The following is an 18,079-nucleotide window of genomic DNA, read 5'->3' as shown; positions in this document are numbered from 1 at the left end:
TAAATATACGGGCTCGGACCACGCTTCACAGCGCGATCATCCGAGCAAATTGCGCAGCGTGCGCATGAAGACTCTCGAGCCCACGTCGATGAGCGCGTCCGGAAAATCGTAGCTCGGATCGTGCAGACCGGCATGGCCTGTTCCCGCCCCGAGGAAAAACATGGCGGCATTTGCACGCCGGTTGAACAGTCCGAAATCTTCGGAGCCTCGCAGAGGCAGCCCCTCCCCGCTGTGCTTCACGCCCTCCGCATCAAGGGCATTCTTGAGATGCGTGACGGCCTCGGGCGCGTTCATGCAGTGGCTAAACACGTCGCGATAAGCAATCTCGGCCTGCAGCCTCTCGGATTCCGCGACGCTGCGAACGAACCGTTCAGCTCTCGAGCACAGGCTCTCCATCGTCGAATCCGCCAGCGTCCTGAGCGTCAGCCAAAGCTCGGCATGTCCAGGCGAGATACCGAAGGCCGGCTCGCCAAGCCGCGCGTGAGTGACTGTCACCATGGAAAAGTCCCGGTCCAATTCTCCACCGCGCTCCAAAGCGGCGATCTCGCGCAGCAATCGGACGATGGCTCCCTGCGGCGAAACACCAAGCTCCGGGTTCGACGCGTGCGCCGTTCGCCCGGACAATACGATCTGCATGCCGCGCGAGGCGCAATTGACCAAACCATCGACGATGGCAACTTGGCCCAACGGAACGCCAGGCAGATTATGCAAGGCGAACACGAAGTCCGGCCGAATCTCCTGAAATTTTTCATCCGCGAGCACGGCGGCTGCACCCGAGCCGTCCTCCTCAGCCGGCTGGAAGAGCAGCACAGCTCGACCACAGCGCGGCCGCTTCCGGCCGAGACCACGCGCCACCCCTGCCAGGATCGTCATATGACCATCGTGGCCACAGAGATGCGCCTTTCCCAAAACCCGTGATCGATGCGAAACCTCGGAGGCTTCCTCGATCGGCAATGCGTCGAGCTCGGCGCGCAGCATAACGGTCGGACCAGGCATATCGCCCTGATAGATCGCCAGAACGCCATGCCCTCCGAGTCCGGTGACGATTGTGTCGGCGCCGGACGCAGAGAGAATCGCCTGTATCGTCCTCGCCGTCTCTCTTTCCTCTCCGGACAGCTCCGGATGCCGATGCAGATCGCGCCTGAAGGCGACCAGGTCGACCAGATCCTGCTCGGTCAAGAACATGGCTTCTCTCAACACGGTATGGTGGCGTTCGAGGCCGACAACGTGACTCCTCCGCAAGTTTCTATTCTATGTCAATCCCCGCGCACCGGCCGCACGTCACACGATCGCGGATGCGCCGTCACACCACGGCCACAAGTTGTTCGCACAAAGCCCGCGTTTCGAAACTCACAAATCGATAATATAAGGAGACTACGAATGGTACGTGCCGCAATCGTCATCGGCGCCGTGTTCACGCTCGGCACAGGGGCCAGCGCCCAGACGACCGGCGTCGCTGCCTGCGACGACTTCCTCACGAAATACGAAGCATGCGTCACCGCCAAGGTGCCGGCCGCGCAACGGGCGACGTTCCAGGGACAGCTCGATCAGACGAGAAAGACCTGGTCGGACCTCGCCAAGAATGCCAGCACCAAGCCTGCGCTCGAGGGAAGCTGCAAGCAGACCAGCGAACAGATGAAAGCAGCGCTGCAGAACTACGGTTGCGCGTTCTGAGCCTGCCGCGTTTCTTTTGACACAGTGCCAGACCTCCGGGTCTGGCACGCACCTGCGGAGGTCATGCCATGGCGACACTTTTGGAGAGCGCTGGCGTTACACGCGCCAATGAGGGCCTGCAGGGGATCAGCTGGAGCATTCTCGGCCAAACCTACGTGCCGAAGTCGCGGACCGAACATTCGTTCTCGTGGCATGCGACCTTCCCGCCGGGTACGTTCGTGCCCCCGCATATCCATCCTGACCAGGACGAGTATCTCTATATCCTTGAAGGCCGGCTCGAGTTCATGCTCGACGGCGCCGACGAATTTGCCACACCAGGTGACCTGGTAAGGCTGCCGATGGGCAAGCCGCACGGCATCTTCAACAAATCACAGCAAGTCGCGAAGGTGCTGTTCTGGGTATCACCGGCGCAAAAGCTGTTTGAGCTGTTCCAGGATATCCACAACATGAAGGAGCAAAAGCCCGAGGATGTGATCACGCTCGCTGCCGAGTACAACATCCACTTCCTGCCGCCTCCGCCGGGATAGACCCAGCCAGTTGGAACGATGCCATCAACTGCGGCTACCGCTTCGCCGCTCGCTCCGTCGCAAACCCCGCCTTCACGGCATAGCCGCGCACGATCGCCTCGCGGGCCTCGTAGCTGAGCACCGCATCGACATCTTTAAAGCCTTGCGGCGCCAGCTCTTCGACAGCGTCGATCACCCCCTCCGGACCGCCCCGTCGATTCGCAGCAACAATCTCCGCTGTCATCGGCAGGCGTTGCTTCTCGTAGGCCACCAGCGCCTGGCGTGGATGCTCGGCACGCACGAGCGCATCCGCAAGACAGCGTGCGTCCAAGATCGCCTGGGAAGCACCGTTTGAGCCGACTGGATACATCGGATGCGCGGCATCGCCCAGCAGCGTCACGCGCCCCTGCGACCAGTATGGCAGTGGATCTCGATCGCAACACGGATACTCCCAGAACTCCGGCGTCGCCGCGATCAGCGCGGCAAAATCGACATACGGAATGGAGAAGTTCTTCACATGCGGCATCAGCTCTTCACGCTTGCCCATCCGTGACCAGTCCTCGCGACGCTGCGGCGGCGTTGAACCGTCGCTGACCCGTACCAGCACCGCCCAATTGGTCAGCCGATGCGTTGGGACTGAGCCTTCCGCAATCGGATAGATCACCGCCTTGGCGTTGAGCCCGCCCGCGATGAGCATCGAGCGGCCGGTGAGGAACGCCGGCCAGTCGGCGGCGCCCCGCCACAACATCAGTCCATTCCAACAGGGCGGGCCTTCCTCGGGAAATAACGTCCGACGCAAGGTCGAATGAATGCCATCTGCGCCGATCAAAATGTCGCCCCGCGCGCTGGTAACTTTGGCGCCCGTACGATCGAAGAAGTGGGCCGTCACGCCACCTTCCTCCTGCGTGAAGGCGCCGAGCTGACAGCCGGTGTGAACAACATCGGCTCCGAGACGCTCGATCACGGCCTTGTGGATTACGCGCTGCAGTCGTCCACGATGAATTGAGAACTGCGGCACATCGTGGCCCGCGTCTATCCCGCGCTTTTCGTGCCAGACCTGCTGGCCATGCCGCGTCAAGTAGAACAGCTCTGCGGTACGAACGGCAACACTGTCGAGCCTCTCCAGCAATCCAAGCTCGGTTAGCTCGCGAATCGCGTGCGGCAGAGTATTGATGCCGACGCCGAGCTCGCGGATTGAATCCGACTGTTCGAAGAGCTCGCAATCAAATCCACGGTCCCGCAACATCAGCGCCGTGGTCAATCCGCCGATGCCACCACCGGCAATGATCGCCTTCATACTCTGCTCCGCGCACATGCATCATCTCTGCCCTCAGCCCGAGAGAGTGATGCCGTCGCGCGGCATTTTAACGAAATTTGTCGTTTCCGCTACGCCGTCGTCGTCGGCCCGCGCCCGCTCACCGGCGGCGCTGACTGTTTCGGCTTTGGCGGCATGTACGAGTCCGACCTTTTTGCTAAAACCTTGGCCAACCTTCGAACGCTAGAACCTTTGCGCCGTCCAGTACCCAGAGCATCGCGCGTTCGCCTCATGCCCCGACCACGTACCGCGTCCGGAACTGCTCGTCAGCTTGCCGGAACCTGCCGCAAACTTGTCCTGAACATGGACGGACGCGCGAACGGCACCGCCGGCCGTGACCTTACCTCTGAACCTCACAAGGTTGGGATGACTGACAATGCCGTCGGAAATATTGACGCTGAAGTTGTAGGGATCACAGGCTCCCTGCTGTGTGACAAAGTTCAAGCTCCAGGACCCGTCGTAGGGCGATCGTCCCGATCCGGCAGAGGCCGCGGTTACGAATGATACGAATGAAAGCGCTGACACGAGGCAAATAGCAGCAGTAGATTTCACGTTGAGCTCTCCTCAGGAAGGGTTCGTCTGCTTAAAGCGCCTGTCATGAATATGGACTTCAGGTTCGGTATTCAAAGCCCGCTCGGTTGACGTTCTGTAGAGGCAATTGCGGAAAATCCAGCCGCGCCATTCCTGAAAACTCTATTCGTCTTGTCTCTATCGCGAGACATCGCAGCCTCGAAACCGGCGTCCAAGAGAATGCTCGCCAGGTGTTTGCGTGCATAGAACACTCGGCTCTTCACGGTGGCCCGCGGGATGCCGACCATCTCGCTCACTTCGGCGATCGACTTTTCCCGATAGTAGAACAGATCGATGATTTCGCGATGAGCCGGCGACAGCTTGTCCAGACATGCCTGCAAAATGCAGTTCGTCTCCTTGCGATCGAGCGCCACTTCCGGACTGTCACCGGCATCCGCCACTCGAAGTACATGATGCTGGTCGATATGCTCGTGTGTGCGCTCTTTCAGCAGGTTCAACGCCTTGAACCGGGCGATCGAAAGCAGCCATGTGGAAACGCGCGAGCGGCCTTCGAATCTGTTTGCGGAGCGCCAAACATCCAGGAACACCTGACTGACGATATCGTCTGCAATTCCAGGATTGCGAACCATCCGATGGATGAAGCTGAAGACCTTTGCGCGGTGACGGGCGAACATGATGTGCATAGCGGCTTTGTCGCCTTCCGCAACGCTCTTCAGAAGCATCTCGTCAGAGGCCTCCTCTTGGAGGTTACGATCCGCTGCACGATCGGGCAACGCAAGCGCTCGACGACGCGTCGGCTTGCAGACGGCATAGGCCAACTCGTCATCGCCGGCCGCACCAGGCTGAGGACTTTTCAGGTTGCGATGTTTTCCGATCGAGTCAGCCTGCATCGCGATTGGGCGATCAGGCGCACCACCGGATGAACTGATTTTCCGCCGCAACCGACGAGCCGGGGTTTGCGCTTCTTGTTCAGCCTGGTACATGGTCATTTGCCCTCTCCGCCTGATGTTGACGAGATGGAGCAAGGATGCGTCGCGTTGCGTAGTCCGCGCTACTCTACGAGGGGCTCGTGCCTCTAACCTCCTGGTGTAGGGTGCACTAACCAGAAAGCATGATGCGGAGGGGTGCGCGGCGTAGCGACGCGTGCCGCGCATTGACCACGATTCGGTCGCTTGCGACCCGCTCACGGCCATCGCTTTCTGTTCGCACTAGCCCCAAGTACAGGTCAATCTATCCGCTTTGGCCAATGAACTAGACTGCTGCGCGATGTAGTTGCGCGGCATTTGCCGTAACCGTTCGTTGGAGACGTAACGGTTTCGGACAATCGTACGCAACACGGACAAATCGATTGTGTCGATTGCGACGACGCTCGGTCGCAGCTCGCCGAGACCTTTGCTGCGGCATGCAAGCGGCTGACCGGCGAAACCCTGATGATTGGCGGCGACGAACACGTTAACCGCAATCGCGATGCGGGCACAGCAATCGCTCTGGCGCAGCCGCAGGATGAGTTCGGTAATTTCGGGTCCATGTAACGGAGAGAAACGATGATCTGGAGCCTTCCACTCAACCAGTTGCCGATCGCATCGCGACGCAGCGTTCTCGTGACCGGACTCATGTCCGCGCTTTCAATCACCCCTCGCCTTTCTTCGGCGGCAGGCGGGGAGATCAAGACTTCATCTCAACCTAATCAAAGGAGCGAACCGATGACGACCGTAACGACGAACGATGGTGTCCATATCTTCTACAAGGACTGGGGCCCGAAGACCGCTCAGCCGATCGTCTTTCACCACGGCTGGCCACTAAGCTCCGACGACTGGGATACCCAGATGCTTTACTTCGTCGGTAAAGGCTACCGCGTCGTCGCCCATGACCGTCGCGGTCACGGCCGCTCCAGCCAGGTGAGCGACGGCCACGATATGGATCACTACGCCGCTGACGTTGCCGCAGTGGTCGACCAGCTCGGGCTTCGCAACGCCATTCACATCGGCCATTCCACTGGCGGCGGCGAGGCGGCGCGTTATGTCGCGCGTTACGGCAATGGCCGTGTGGCGAAGCTGGTGCTGATCGGCGCCGTGCCGCCGCTCATGCTGAAGACAGCAGCAAATCCTGGCGGCCTGCCGATCGAGGTTTTTGATGGCCTGCGCAAAGAGCTCGTCGCCAACAGAGCGCAATTCTATCTCGATTTCGCGAGCGGACCCTTCTACGGCTACAACCGTCCGGACGCCAAACCATCGCAGGCGATCATCCGGAATTGGTGGCGCCAGGGCATGATGGGCAGCGCCAAGGCGCACCACGACGGCATCAAGGCGTTCTCGGAAACAGACTTCAGCGAAGATCTGAAACGCATCACTGTACCCACGCTCGTTCTGCACGGTGATGACGATCAGATCGTGCCTGTCGCCGACTCAGCGCCCCTGTCGGCCAAGCTCCTGAAAAACAGCGCCCTGAAAATATACGAGAAGCTGCCGCACGGCATGTGCACGACCCATGCCGACGTCGTCAACGCCGAACTGCTCTCGTTCATTGCTGCGGCCTAGCCTTCTCGCGAACAGCAGCCGTTGATGTGCGGGGCCGCGAGGGCTGGACGAAGTGCTGATCTGACGAGTCAACCAATTGTTAGGAGAGAAAGAAATGTCGGAAGCATTCAATCCAAGAATCGCGACCTCAGTTCCCCGGAGAGCATCCTGCCGGACAACCTGGCTTACCCTATCCATCGCGACGCCGCTGTTGCTTCTCACGAGCCCAATCGCGGCTCAGGAGCTGCCTGTACCGCAATTCGAGAGTTACAATGGACGAGCACCGATCACCGCACCTGTGGGCCACCGGCAGCCGCGGGCCGCCGACATTCCTCAGGCGTCAAGGCCGGACCTGCTGGACGAGCGCGAGACGGCCACCCTAAAACGCAAGCTCATGATTTGCAGGGGCTGCTGAAGCAAACGATCAGGATCGGCTTCTCCCGAACGAAATCATGCTCCGTCAGCGCTGCTGAGTAGCGCGCTTCCGTAGGCAAAGAGTGCGGGTTCTCCGCCCGTATGAACGAACACGATGTGGTCGTCGCGCGTCCAGCGACCACTGCGGATCATCGCGATCAGGCCCGCAAGCCCTTTGCCTGAATAGACAGGATCGAGCACCAGGGCTTCCAACCGCCCTGCAAGTCTTATGGCTTCGATGGTCGCGTCATGGGGAACGCCGTAGGCGGGCCCCGCATGCCCGGCAACGACCTCGACTCGTTCATTTGAGAAGGACGTGCCGAGCATTTCCGCCGCCTCGGCCCCGTACCGCAAGACGTCTGCACGAACGCGATCCGGCTCCGCATCGATGTCGATGCCGACGATGTCCGTATTCGGCATCGCCAAGGCTGCTCCTACAACGAGACCCGCCTGCGTCCCACCACTGCCGGAACAGTGCGCGACTGCGCGCGGAGCGAACCCGCACGCCTGGCTCTGCCGGGCAATCTCCAAAACCGTTGTGGCGTAACCTATGGCGCCAAGGCCATTCGAGACGCCGTACGGCACCACGTAAGGGCGACGGCCTTCGTTCGACAGCTTCTCCGCGAGCGTCCTGATCGCGAGATTGCGATCGCCAGTCCACGGGACATGGTGAAGCTGAGCACCGAACAGTTTGTTCAGCAGGACATTGCCGGACGTTTCGTATTCCGGTGTGGGCGGTTTCAAACGGCCATGGTAGACGGCCAGATGGCACTCCAGACCGAGCTTGGCTGCGACGGCGGCCACCTGTCGCTGACTGTTCGACTGGACAACACCACCTGAAACGAGTGTGTCGGCCCCGGCATCGAGCGCTTCTCGCAGCACATAGTCCAGCTTGCGCAGCTTGTTACCGCCAAATCCAAGACCTGTGCAGTCCTCCCGCTTCACCCAAAGCTGAGGTCCACCAAGATGTTCGGTAAGCCTCTTGAGCGGCTGCAGAGGCGTCGGCAGATTTGCAAGGCCAACACGCCCATATCGGGCGAGCCGGTTCTCCAGGTCCGAATAGAGCGGCTGTTCCATGGCGAGAATGTAGACCCCGCTTCACGAGCCGACAAGAATTTGCCTACCCCGGCGCTACAGCATGATGATCGGTCTCGCGTTATGAGCATCGAAAGACGGACGAAGCGCTCGGCGGAAGCTCGTCGCTTGCGCGCAACAACGCCCAGGAACGGCAGCGCCACGTCCAACGTCCCGGAAGTCATCGAGAGTTCAACTCAGGAACATGCGCACAAGGGCGGCGTAGTCGTCCGCATTCAGCGTCGGCGACGCATGGCCGCCCCAGGGAAAGATGACTTTCCGGGCATGCAGGATGCGCTCGGCGATCGCATGCGACAGATAGACTGGCGTGACGCGGTCGTCCTCAGCGCAGGTAATCAGGGTCGGAATCTTGATCTCGCCCAATCGGTCGGCAAGATCGAAGCGGCAGATCGCATCGATCCGGCTGAGCACGATATCGGTCGCAGGAAAGCGCGCCAGCGATGCTTCTTCGGCGCGGCGGACGCTCGCTTCATTGGCCGTGAACCAGTCGGGCGGATACATTGAAAAAGACGACGCCCGCACATAGCCGTCAGGCCCGAGCTTTCGCAGCACATCCTTGCGAAATTCGAAGCTGCGAACGAAATAGGGGTCCGGTGCCGACCAGGTCGAGGAAAGCACTGCGCGAGAGATCCGCTCCGGCGCGTTCAACGCAATCCATTGGACGATGGCGCCGCCCGTCGAATGCCCGACGAAGTCCGCGCGCGTGATTCCCAGACCATCCATCAACGTGAGCGCATCGCGGGCCATCTGTTCAACCGAATAGGTGATCAGGCTCTGGACGCTCTCGCCGGTGCCGCGATGATCATGGGTAATCAGCCGAAACTGCGGTGCGAGGCGCGGCACCTGCGCAGCCCACGAGGTCTTCACCCCGCTCAGGCCGGTCACCAGCATCACTGGAGGGCCCGCGCCATGCTCTTCGTAATGGATGTCACCGATCATCGGCATTCGTTCGACCTCATGCCTTCTCGACTCCAAGCGCAATACGGAAGCGCCGCGCGATCGCTGTTCCATCCTTTACGGGCAGGCTCCATGGATCTTCGGACAAGGCGATCTTGGCAACAGCAAAGCACGGCCCTTCTTCCTTGAAGAGGAAGCTTGCAAGTTCATCCGCCTTGCCCTGTTCGGTGACGTGCATGGTTCGACTGATGCCGAAGCCGCGCGCGACCGCGCACAGGTCAGCCCGTTCCGACGTCAGCCCGGTCTGCCGCCCGGTTTCCCCGAAGCTTTCATTATCGAGCACCAGGATGGAAAGGTTCTTCGCACCCTGCGCGCTCACCACGCCGAGCGATCCGATGCCCATCAGCATCTCTCCATCCCCGGTCAACGCGAGCACGCGCCGGTCGGGGCGTGCGAGCGCGACACCGAGCGCGGTCGGCACCGCGAGCCCCATGCCGCCCCAGGAGTAAAGATATTCCGGACTGTCGCCTGCCGCGGAGCAATCCCAGGTGGGTGAACCGAGACCCGGAATCACCAGCGCATTGCCGCGTTGCGCCAGCAATGTTGCGACGAAGGGACGGCGATTGATCTTGTTCGACGTTGCCATTGTGCTCACTTCTGTCCGAAACCTTTGGCGCCGATCACCTGCTGCGAAACCAGCACCGCGCAGGAAAAGCCGCCCTGGAACGCGAGGTCCGCTGCACCGACGAAAGCCGGCGCAACATCCTTTGGATCGTCGGCCGGAAAGCATTTGACGCCGACCGCCTCGAGGACCGGTCGAGTCGCCTGGCCCATCTGTACCTGCCAGGGATTGAACTCACCCCACTGGCCGCGCATGGTCACCAGCATCAGACATGGTGCACGCATCACGGCGGGCAGACCGAGCGCATTGATGCAATTTCCGACGCCGGAAGATTGCATCGCGATCATCGAACGCTTGCCCCCCAGCCATTGGCCGGTCACGATGCCCATCCCCTCCTCTTCGGTGGTGAGCGTGATCAGCCGCATATCACGATCCGCCTTCACCAGATTGAGCAGCCGGGTCAGCCCACCATCGGGTATCGTGCATACGGTATCGATCTCGCGTTTCTTGATCTCGCGAAACACCTCATCCGACCAGTGCGTTTCCTCTGTCATTAACTGTAGTCCTGTTGCTGCTCGTTGATCCGTCGCGTTTCCCGACTGGTTCGCCTCAAGATAACGCCCATTTTACCTTCAGGCGCAAGTGCTGCCGTCACTGATATCTGCATGCCGACGTCACTCGAATGACGCTTGCGGCTGTAGCTTGCAAACGCGCTGGCACGAGGCACCGCTGCCCTCGCGTTTTGCCGGCGTGCTTTCCTGCTTCCGCTCGATGTGTCAGCATGCCGTCCAATCGATCGAGGCACTGCATGGGCCTGATTCAACGTCGCGTCACCAACGACACGAGCGCTCCTCCCTCGCTCTATGGCGCGGCCGGCGTCGAGCCGACGGTGCCGGCCGCCAAGGGGTGGGACAACCGTGTCGACGTCGCAATCGTCGGTGGCGGGATAACGGGCCTCTGGACGGCCTACAACCTTGCGACGAACGGCGCGAGCGTCGCTGTGCTGGAAAGCCATGAGGTCGGGCATGGCGCCTCCGGCCGCGCGTTCGGCCAGCTCGTCCCATATCTCAAGCACAGTCATGAAAAGATCATTGCCGATCTCGGCGAAGAGCGCGGCACAAGACTCTCGGCGGCTGTCGCTGTCGCGCCGGCCGAGGTGGCCGCGTTCATCGAGCGTTACCAGATCGCATGCGCGGCAACGCGTACCGGCATCCTCATCGGCGCGCGCACCAAAGCAGGATCCGCTCAGCTCGAAGCGACCGCCGCCGCACTGCGCGGCGCGCCGGCCAAGATGTTCTACGGCAGTGCCGCTGCTGATCTCGTCGGCAGCGATTTCTACCCGGCAGTGCTGCTCGATCCACGCGGCTTCCATCTCGATCCACTTGCCTATGCGCGCGGCCTCGCCCGGGCGGCGGCCGCACATGGCGCGTTGATCCACCCCGTCACGCGCGTCGACCGCATCGCCCCGCGCGGTTCGGAATGGGACATCATCTGCGGCACGCGCCAGCTCACCGCTGAAAAAGTGATCATCGCAACCAATGCGTATTCGGGACCGCTGTGGCCGGACCTCGCGCGCAGCGTGGTGCCGTTCCTGGTGCACGGAGCCGTCACCGAGCCACTGCCCGAAGGCGTGCTTGCGGACATCCTGCCGCAGGGACAGCCGCTGACCGATACGAGGCGTCTTTATTCGGGCGTGCGCAAGTTCGGCGGACGCCTGCACGTTTCGATCGACGGCGCATCTTTCGTCCCTGGTCGGGCGGACGCGGCAAGGATGGTTCAGCGACGACTGCGCGAGCTCTATCCCCGACTGCCCGCGCCACACGTCGAGAACAGCTGGAGCGGCTGGATCGCGCTCACCACGGATCAGTATCCGCACATTCATCGGCTGGCTGAAGGCGTGTGGAGCGCAGTCGGTTGCAACGGCCGCGGTCTCGCTGCCGCGAGCCTGCTCGGTCGCGACCTTGCGGCGCTCGCCCGCGGCGCCGGCGACAACGCGACAGTATTTCCGGTCAGACCGTTGCGGCCGCTGCCGCTGCACGATGCGGCGGCGCTGGTTGTCGCCACGGTGGTTTCGACCAAGCGATGGCTCGATCGCATCGATGCCACAACACGATAAGCTCATTCAACCGTCGCGATCTCGCGCGGCGTGGTCGAAAGACGCTCGACGCCGGTCTCCGTGATGATGACGTTGTCGATCAGACGCACACCGAGACCTTCCTCTTTGCTGAACAGGCCAGGCTCGACTGTCATCACCATATTGGCCTGCAGTACATCGTTGCTGCCGCCGAACATATTGGTCGGCTCGCCCCAGGAGGGCGGAAAGCCGGGCGCCATGCCGTAACCGGACGTGTGCTGCCGGTAGTGGTCGAGCCCGGCACGTGCGATCACGCTTTTCAGCGCCTCATGAGCGTTGATCGCCGGGGCTCCGGCCTTCATCTCGGCGATCGCCGCATCCGAAGCGTCGCAGACCACCCTATGCAGCTCCTTTAGCCGCGCGCCCGGTTTGCCGATCGACCATTGACGGCCGAGCGTGGAGGTGTAGCGCTTATACGCTCCCCCAAGCTCGACCAGTCCGGTGTCGCCGCGTTGCATGCGCCTCTCCGTCGGTCCGCCGAGCGCGAATGCGCTGCGCTCACCGGTCATCAGGTTCATCGTGCTCGCCGGCAAGAAACTGCCCGAGGACAGGATCTTCTGGTAGGCGGCGGCTGACAGTTCCAGTTCAGTTGCCCCCTCGCGCGCCACCGACAGCAGCGCGGTCCACGCGTCCGCGGCGATCCGCGCAGAGCGGCGATGGTAATCGAGTTCCTGCGCCGACTTGGTAAGCTTTAGGCCGTTGATCAGATTATTCGGCTCGGCAACCAGCGCTGGCCCGAGCAGGTCTCTCAGCTTCACGTAGTGATGCGGATGCAAGTAATAGGGCGGCACCTCCATGCCGACGCGGGCCGTCCTCAGTCCAAGTTCATCGGCGAACCTGGCGAAAGCCTCCATCGGATCTTCCGGCTCGCGGCCATTATAGCTGCGCACTTCATCCGCCATCGAGTCGGCCTCGAACTCGTTGCGCTCCATCTCACGCGTGAACACGGCGAGTTTACCGGGCGCGGCTGAAACCGGCAGGCACTGGAACGCCGTGTAGCTCTTGTTGTCCTGGCCGATCAGCCAGCGCATCGATACAGGATGGATCACCAGCAGCCAGTCGAGGCCGGCTTTGCCGATCGCTTCGCGTGTCCGGCTTAGCCGGCCTGCGAATTCTTCTTTCGTGAAATCTTGCTTGGACATTTCCGCTTTCCCTCAACAGGGTTCTTAGTCTGGCGCAGTGCCGTGCCGTCGCACTTCGCTTTCGATCAGGCTCCAGACGGCCGATTTGAGTTCGCCATACTGCGGCGAGAACTGCACCGCGATCTGTCGCGGCGCCGGCAGCTCGTTCGGAATGACTGCCTTGATCCGGCCGGGCCGGGCAGACATCACGACCAGGCGCGACGACAGGAGAAGCGCTTCATCGATCGAGTGGGTAATGAACACAATGGTTTTTCCGCTCTGCTGATGGATCTTGAGCAGCTCCTCCTGCATGACCTGTCGCGTCATGGCATCGAGCGCCGCGAACGGCTCGTCCATCAGCAACACCTCGGGATCGGCCGCCAGCATGCGCGCGATCGTCACGCGCTGCTGCATACCGCCGGAAAGCTCGGCCGGATAATGCTCCTCGAAGCCGCGAAGGTTGACCATCGCGATGAAATCTGCGGCACGCTCGCGACGTTCGGTTCGCGATAGTCCTTTCATACGCAAACCGAATTCCACATTGCCGCGCACCGTCTTCCATGGAAACAGCGCATAGGACTGGAAAATCATGCCGCAGCGCGGCTCGACTTTCAGGATCTTCTGTCCGCGCAACAGCACCTCGCCTGCTGTCGGCTGGATGAAACCGGCGAACATGTTGAGGATCGTCGATTTTCCACAACCCGATGCGCCGAGCAGACAGATGAACTCACCCTCGTCGATCTCGAGCGAAAGATCGTCGACTGCGAGGACCTGCTGGTCTTTGGCGTTTGTGAACGTCTTGCTGACCCTGTGCGCGGCAAGAATGGGCGACATTGTTTCCATCATGTTCTCTGATGCCGTTCCCAGGGCAACAACAGCCGCTCGAGCATGTTTGCAAGCTTATCGGTGACCAGCACGACGAGCGAGATGCACAACATGCCGACCAGGACGAGCGCGAGGTTGCCCCAGTCCTTGCCCTGCCAGATCAATGCGCCGAGGCCATTCTGTGCTGCGATCATTTCGGCGGAAAGGACGCAGGACCAGGAAATCGCCAGCGTGACTTTCAACCCGGCGATGATACCAGGCAGCGCGCCGGGCAGGATCACGTGCAGCATGACGCCAACATCGCTGGCCCCGAGGTTTCGCGCGGCCCGGATCAAAAGCGGATCCACCCGTCTGGTGCTCTCAACCGTATAGAGCAGGATATAGATCCACGACCCCATGAACACGATGGCAACCTTCTGCCCTTCGCCGATACCAAGCCAGAGCATGGTCAGCGGAATCCAGGTGATCGAGGGCAACGGTCGCAACAAGGAGACGAACGGATCCATCGCGGCTTTGGCGGGAGCCCACACCGCCATGATAACTCCGAGCGGGATCGCGACGATGCCGGCGAGCGCAAAACCGAGCAGAACACGCTGCGTGGACATCCAGATGTCCTTGCCGAGCTGACCGTTCGCAAGGTTCTCGAACCCCTCATTGATCACCCTGCCCGGCTTGGGAAGGAAGACGGGCGATACCCAGCCACGCTCGGTCGAGATGTACCAGACCCCCAGCACGGTCAGCACCGAAAGCGTGCTGATCGCGAGCAACAACGCCGACCGCCTGACCCGAGTGGCCGGTCGCTCAGCCGCTGCCGGCTGTTCGGCAAGCGCGCCGGTCGGCCGCTCGTTGGCTATGTCGGTCACGGAACTCACTTCGGGATAAAGCTCACATTCTCCCAGACCTTCACGTCCGGCGCTCTCGCTATCTTGCCATTGTCGGCCAGCCACTTGGACAGATACTCCATTTGTCCGGTATGCAGCCGCATGTGTTCCGGCCAGTTCTCGGCGCCGAAATATTTGAACTGTTTCATGGCAGCGAGCACGACCTGCGGATCCTGCCGGAAATAGTGCGCCACGGCCTTGGCCGTGTCTTCAGGATTCTCGTTGGTGTACTCCACTCCTTTGAAGATCGCCGTCGCGATCTTCCGCGCCTGGTCGGGGCTTTCATCGACCAGCTTGCGCGAGATGATCATGATATCGGGCGAGGCCATGGTGCCGAACTTCTTGTAGTTCGGCGTGTCCATGTCGGTGCCAAGCAGCTTGCCGCCGGGGGCTGCGTTCTTGACGTTGGTGAACAACGGCTCCCAGACACACGCCGCATCGACGTCGCCCCGCGCTATGGCACCGGCCATCTCGCCACCCGGCAGGTTGACGAACTGCACATCCTTTTCGGTCATGCCCTCGTTTTCGAGGAGACCGTTCAAGGTGATCTGCGCGGACGTGTTCGCCGCGACTTTCTTGCCTTTGAGATCCTTGAATGACGCGAAGCCTTGCCGCGCCCAACACCCTTCGTTACCGGGACTGTCATCGACATTGGCGAAAAAGTAGAACGACTTGTTATCGTTCGCCATTTCGCTGATCACGGCGATACGACCAAGATTGCTGAAGGCAACCGACCCTGCAGTCAGCGCGCGAATTCGATCCGCTGAGCTCGCAATTGCCTTCACTTCAAGATCGATGCCGAGCTCCTTGAAGTACCCCTTCTCGATTGCAAGCATGATCGGAACATGCCCCCACCAACCGTTCGACAGCGCAACGTCGAGCTTGACGTTTTGAGCGAGCGCCGGCGCTCTGCCGGCATCGATTGCAAAAACCAGGAAGTTGAGCAGGGCAAACGGGAGACTTGCGACAAGCAACCTCGGCAGGCGACCCATGGTGTTCTCCTAACGACTGTACGTTGGATTTCCGCGGCGGTCAGGCTGCCGCATGCTCCTTCACTTCAAAACGCGGGATCACCTTCTCGCCAATCAGGTCGATCGACCTCAGGACCTGATCATGCGTCGTTTCGCCCGCCTGCAGCACGAAGATCAGCTGGTCGAGTCCGGCTTCCGCCCATTGCTCAACCTGGCGACAGATCGAATCCGGGTTGCCGCCGATCGCCATGCCGTCAGCAAGCAGCTGATCGTTCGAGCGCGCTCGGAATTTCGCCACCACCGCTTCCTTGCCTCCGGCGGTCGCGAAGCGCACATGGTTGAGCTCGGCGTCGTTGTCGCCATTGTACCAGCGCGCTGCCGCGCAAGCGATGTCCTTGCCGATACGATCGTCCTCATGGCAGCAGGCGAGCGCGAACGCGGCGACATTCTCGTTCGACACTTTGCCGACAAAGCCCTTCGGATCGGCCGAGCGGATTGTCTCGCGATAGGTGCGAATTGCCGATCGGGTCTCACTGATGCTGTTGCGCGTCACACCGATGATGCCGACGCCCTGCTTCGCGGCATGCTCGTAGGTGCTGAGATTGGAGGCCGCGATCCATAGCGGCGGATGCGGCGCCTGAATCGGACGCGGCAGGATGTGCCGCGGCGGAAGATCGAAATGCTTGCCCTTATAGCCGGAGAAGTGCTCGCTCTCGAACATCTTCATCACGGCCTCGAGCGCCTCGTTTGCGATCGAAAAGCTTTCCTCCTTCTTCACGCCGAAGGCTTCGGTCATGTAGGGCGTCGAGCCGCGGCCGAAGCCGAACTCGACCCGACCGTTGCTCAGCAGGTCGGCAGTCGCGATCCGCTCGGCCAGCATGTAGGGATTGTGCGTGGTCAGCAGCAGGACCGCGAAGCCAAGCCTGATTCTGCTGGTGCGCTGACTGATCGCCGCATGCAGCAGATCCGGACACGGACTATGACCGATTTGCTTGAAGAAGTGCATTTCAGTCAGCCAGTAGTAGTGAAAACCCGCCGCCTCGCCGGCCACCGCCTGCTCGATCACATTACGATAAGTCGTCAACTCCGCGTTGGGCTCCCACGGCCGTGGAATCTGCAACTGCGTCATCAGGCCGAATTTCATTGCACACCTCCGCTCGACAGTTGGGAAGCCTAGTCGGCGGCGGCGCCTTGCGTCCAAGGCATAATCCTCATAGTGTTTATAACCTTTTGTTTCCGAGCCCTTGGGCGGTTGAACAATGGATGCGCGGGCGCTGCGCTATTTTCAGGCAGTCGTCGAGTTCGGCAGCTACAGCCGCGCTTCGGAATTTCTTCGGATCTCGCAGCCGGCAGTCAGCCGGCAAGTGGACCGGCTCGAGCAGGAGCTCGGCAAGCGGCTGCTCGTGCGCAACGGACTGGGCGCCACGCCGACCGACGCAGGGCGCCTGTTGTTCGAGCGCAGCCAGCATATCCTGCGACAACTCGAGGACGCCGCTGCGGAGATCAAGAGTGGCGCCGGCGGCTCAGCCGGCACGATCGTGATCGCGATTCCGCCGGGTGTGGGGCATTTCCTGTTGCCACCGCTGGTCGAGAGCTATCGCAAATCCTTCCCCAACACGTCGCTGAAAATCATCTCGGGCTACAGCGGTTACATCCACGAGGCGCTGGTGCGTGGCCGCGCGGACGTCGCCTGCCTGCACGGACCACTGCCACAGAAGGGCTTTCGCATTGTGCCGCTGCTGGAGGAAGAGGTGTTTCTGGTCGGCCAACGCGGTACGCTGCCGACGCGGCGCGCCTACGTCACGAGCGCGGAACTGCTCAATCTTCCCCTCATCCTTCCAAGCCGGTCGCACGCGTCGCGACGCATCCTGGAAGAGCGCGCTTTTGCCATCAATGCCACCGTGAACGTCATCATGGAGGTTGACGACACGTCGCTGGTCCGCACCCTGTTGCGTCAGGGTCTCGGGTTCAGCGTTCTGAGCCAAGGCGCCTTTGAGAATGAAATCGATCGCAAGGAGCTCGAAACGCGATCGATCCGACCGCGCATGTCGTGGCCGCTTGCCATGATGACAGCGTCGGGACGGCCGCGTTCCGAGCCGCTCGAAGCCTTGATGGTGACGATCCGGGAAAGAGTGCGCGACTTGATCGCCAGCGGCCATTGGCCGGCGAAACACGTCGACAAATGATTGAGGTCACTCAGGGCAGCGGTTTCTCATAAACCGGCAGCAACGGTTCCATCAGCCGCCAAGCACATTACCCCAGCCGTCAAATATGTATCCTTGCCAGGCGATGGTCCCGTCCTCGCATTCAACACCGTGGATGCGGAACGCCGCCGCATCTTCACCACTCCAGGTGATGATCGTATCCGTCAGGCGGTCATGAAGGACCGCAGGTTCAAACGGATTGAAGTCGTGCATCGGGTGAAGAGTTGGTGGCGGCTCTCGCATCGGCATAGGAGCATAACCGTCAGCCGAACATTCGGTTGCCTCTACTCATATTGAATTGAATCCGCGAGCCTTGAAGGGGACGCAATGTGCGTGAGCGTGGGCATGGCGTTCCAACCACCCGAGCGAGTGA

General features: G+C 61.2%; 17 protein-coding genes and 1 pseudogene. 5 read left to right on the top strand and 13 right to left on the bottom strand.

The genetic code is table 11. The features are described 5' to 3' along the window. Positions 1–36: 36 nt before the first annotated feature. Positions 37–1,185 carry an amidohydrolase gene (locus RCO31_RS11435; protein WP_308968446.1) on the bottom strand — a complete coding sequence of 383 codons (1,149 nt, stop codon included), beginning with the start codon at positions 1,183–1,185 and terminating at the stop codon, positions 37–39. Positions 1,186–1,380: 195 nt separating this feature from the next. Between RCO31_RS11435 and RCO31_RS11430 the strand changes: the two genes are divergently transcribed. Further along, positions 1,381–1,674: a hypothetical protein gene (locus tag RCO31_RS11430; protein ID WP_308968445.1), complete on the top strand. Its 294-nt coding sequence runs from the start codon at positions 1,381–1,383 to the stop codon at positions 1,672–1,674. A gap of 68 nt (positions 1,675–1,742) precedes the next feature. Then, positions 1,743–2,201, top strand: coding sequence for a cupin domain-containing protein (locus RCO31_RS11425; RefSeq protein WP_308968444.1), 459 nt, complete (start codon positions 1,743–1,745; stop codon positions 2,199–2,201). A gap of 34 nt (positions 2,202–2,235) precedes the next feature. On the opposite strand, the gene RCO31_RS11420 is transcribed toward RCO31_RS11425, so the two are convergent. Both RCO31_RS11420 and RCO31_RS11415 read right to left on the bottom strand, forming a co-directional pair. Beyond that, positions 2,236–3,477: a flavin-dependent oxidoreductase gene (locus RCO31_RS11420; protein ID WP_308968443.1), complete on the bottom strand. Its 1,242-nt coding sequence runs from the start codon at positions 3,475–3,477 to the stop codon at positions 2,236–2,238. Between the two features lie 746 nt (positions 3,478–4,223). Next, a pseudogene (locus RCO31_RS11415) lies at positions 4,224–4,799 on the bottom strand (sigma-70 family RNA polymerase sigma factor); the annotation flags it as partial. Between the two features lie 930 nt (positions 4,800–5,729). On the opposite strand from RCO31_RS11415, the gene RCO31_RS11410 reads away from it, so the two are divergent. Beyond that, a complete protein-coding gene (locus RCO31_RS11410) occupies positions 5,730–6,563 on the top strand; it encodes an alpha/beta hydrolase (protein ID WP_308968442.1) in 834 nt (277 codons plus the stop codon). A gap of 429 nt (positions 6,564–6,992) precedes the next feature. Here the strand turns inward: RCO31_RS11410 and RCO31_RS11405 are convergent, their stop codons facing one another. The 4 genes from RCO31_RS11405 to RCO31_RS11390 form a co-directional block, all read right to left on the bottom strand. Then, positions 6,993–8,033 carry a D-cysteine desulfhydrase family protein gene (locus RCO31_RS11405; protein WP_308968441.1) on the bottom strand — a complete coding sequence of 347 codons (1,041 nt, stop codon included), beginning with the start codon at positions 8,031–8,033 and terminating at the stop codon, positions 6,993–6,995. 189 nt (positions 8,034–8,222) lie between these two features. Beyond that, on the bottom strand, positions 8,223–8,996 hold the full coding sequence (locus tag RCO31_RS11400) for an alpha/beta hydrolase (RefSeq protein WP_308968440.1): 774 nt from the start codon (positions 8,994–8,996) through the stop codon (positions 8,223–8,225). A 10-nt stretch (positions 8,997–9,006) separates the two neighbouring features. Beyond that, a complete protein-coding gene (locus RCO31_RS11395; protein WP_308968439.1) occupies positions 9,007–9,594 on the bottom strand; it encodes a thiamine pyrophosphate-dependent enzyme in 588 nt (195 codons plus the stop codon). Between the two features lie 5 nt (positions 9,595–9,599). Next, on the bottom strand, positions 9,600–10,124 hold the full coding sequence (locus RCO31_RS11390) for a thiamine pyrophosphate-binding protein (RefSeq protein WP_308968438.1): 525 nt from the start codon (positions 10,122–10,124) through the stop codon (positions 9,600–9,602). A 254-nt stretch (positions 10,125–10,378) separates the two neighbouring features. Here RCO31_RS11390 and RCO31_RS11385 point away from each other — a divergent pair, with 254 nt between their 5' ends. Continuing rightward, the gene (locus RCO31_RS11385) at positions 10,379–11,686 is read left to right on the top strand and encodes an FAD-binding oxidoreductase (protein WP_308968437.1); all 1,308 of its coding nucleotides are present in this window, start codon (positions 10,379–10,381) and stop codon (positions 11,684–11,686) included. A gap of 2 nt (positions 11,687–11,688) precedes the next feature. Here the strand turns inward: RCO31_RS11385 and RCO31_RS11380 are convergent, their stop codons facing one another. The 5 genes from RCO31_RS11380 to RCO31_RS11360 are packed head-to-tail and all read right to left on the bottom strand — an operon-like array spanning position 11,689 to position 16,646. Next, entirely contained in the window at positions 11,689–12,846 is a 1,158-nt protein-coding gene (locus tag RCO31_RS11380; RefSeq protein WP_308968436.1) for a Xaa-Pro peptidase family protein, read from the bottom strand. Positions 12,847–12,870: 24 nt separating this feature from the next. Next, positions 12,871–13,659, bottom strand: coding sequence for an ABC transporter ATP-binding protein (locus tag RCO31_RS11375; RefSeq protein WP_308968435.1), 789 nt, complete (start codon positions 13,657–13,659; stop codon positions 12,871–12,873). 8 nt (positions 13,660–13,667) lie between these two features. Beyond that, on the bottom strand, positions 13,668–14,513 hold the full coding sequence (locus RCO31_RS11370; RefSeq protein ID WP_308968434.1) for an ABC transporter permease: 846 nt from the start codon (positions 14,511–14,513) through the stop codon (positions 13,668–13,670). Between the two features lie 5 nt (positions 14,514–14,518). Then, on the bottom strand, positions 14,519–15,523 hold the full coding sequence (locus RCO31_RS11365) for an ABC transporter substrate-binding protein (RefSeq protein WP_308968433.1): 1,005 nt from the start codon (positions 15,521–15,523) through the stop codon (positions 14,519–14,521). Positions 15,524–15,563: 40 nt separating this feature from the next. Beyond that, complete coding sequence (locus RCO31_RS11360) at positions 15,564–16,646, bottom strand: LLM class flavin-dependent oxidoreductase (protein ID WP_308968432.1); 1,083 nt, start codon at positions 16,644–16,646, stop codon at positions 15,564–15,566. A gap of 115 nt (positions 16,647–16,761) precedes the next feature. Here RCO31_RS11360 and RCO31_RS11355 point away from each other — a divergent pair, with 115 nt between their 5' ends. After that, the gene (locus RCO31_RS11355; protein ID WP_308968431.1) at positions 16,762–17,688 is read left to right on the top strand and encodes a LysR family transcriptional regulator; all 927 of its coding nucleotides are present in this window, start codon (positions 16,762–16,764) and stop codon (positions 17,686–17,688) included. A 51-nt stretch (positions 17,689–17,739) separates the two neighbouring features. Here RCO31_RS11355 and RCO31_RS11350 read toward each other — a convergent pair whose 3' ends face one another. Further along, the gene (locus RCO31_RS11350; RefSeq protein WP_308968430.1) at positions 17,740–17,919 is read right to left on the bottom strand and encodes a hypothetical protein; all 180 of its coding nucleotides are present in this window, start codon (positions 17,917–17,919) and stop codon (positions 17,740–17,742) included. Between the last annotated feature and the right edge of the window lie 160 nt (positions 17,920–18,079).

The sequence above is a fragment of the Bradyrhizobium sp. LHD-71 genome (genome assembly GCF_031157255.1).
GTDB lineage: Bacteria > Pseudomonadota > Alphaproteobacteria > Rhizobiales > Xanthobacteraceae > P52-10.
This window is presented reverse-complemented; position numbering and strand designations above follow the sequence as displayed.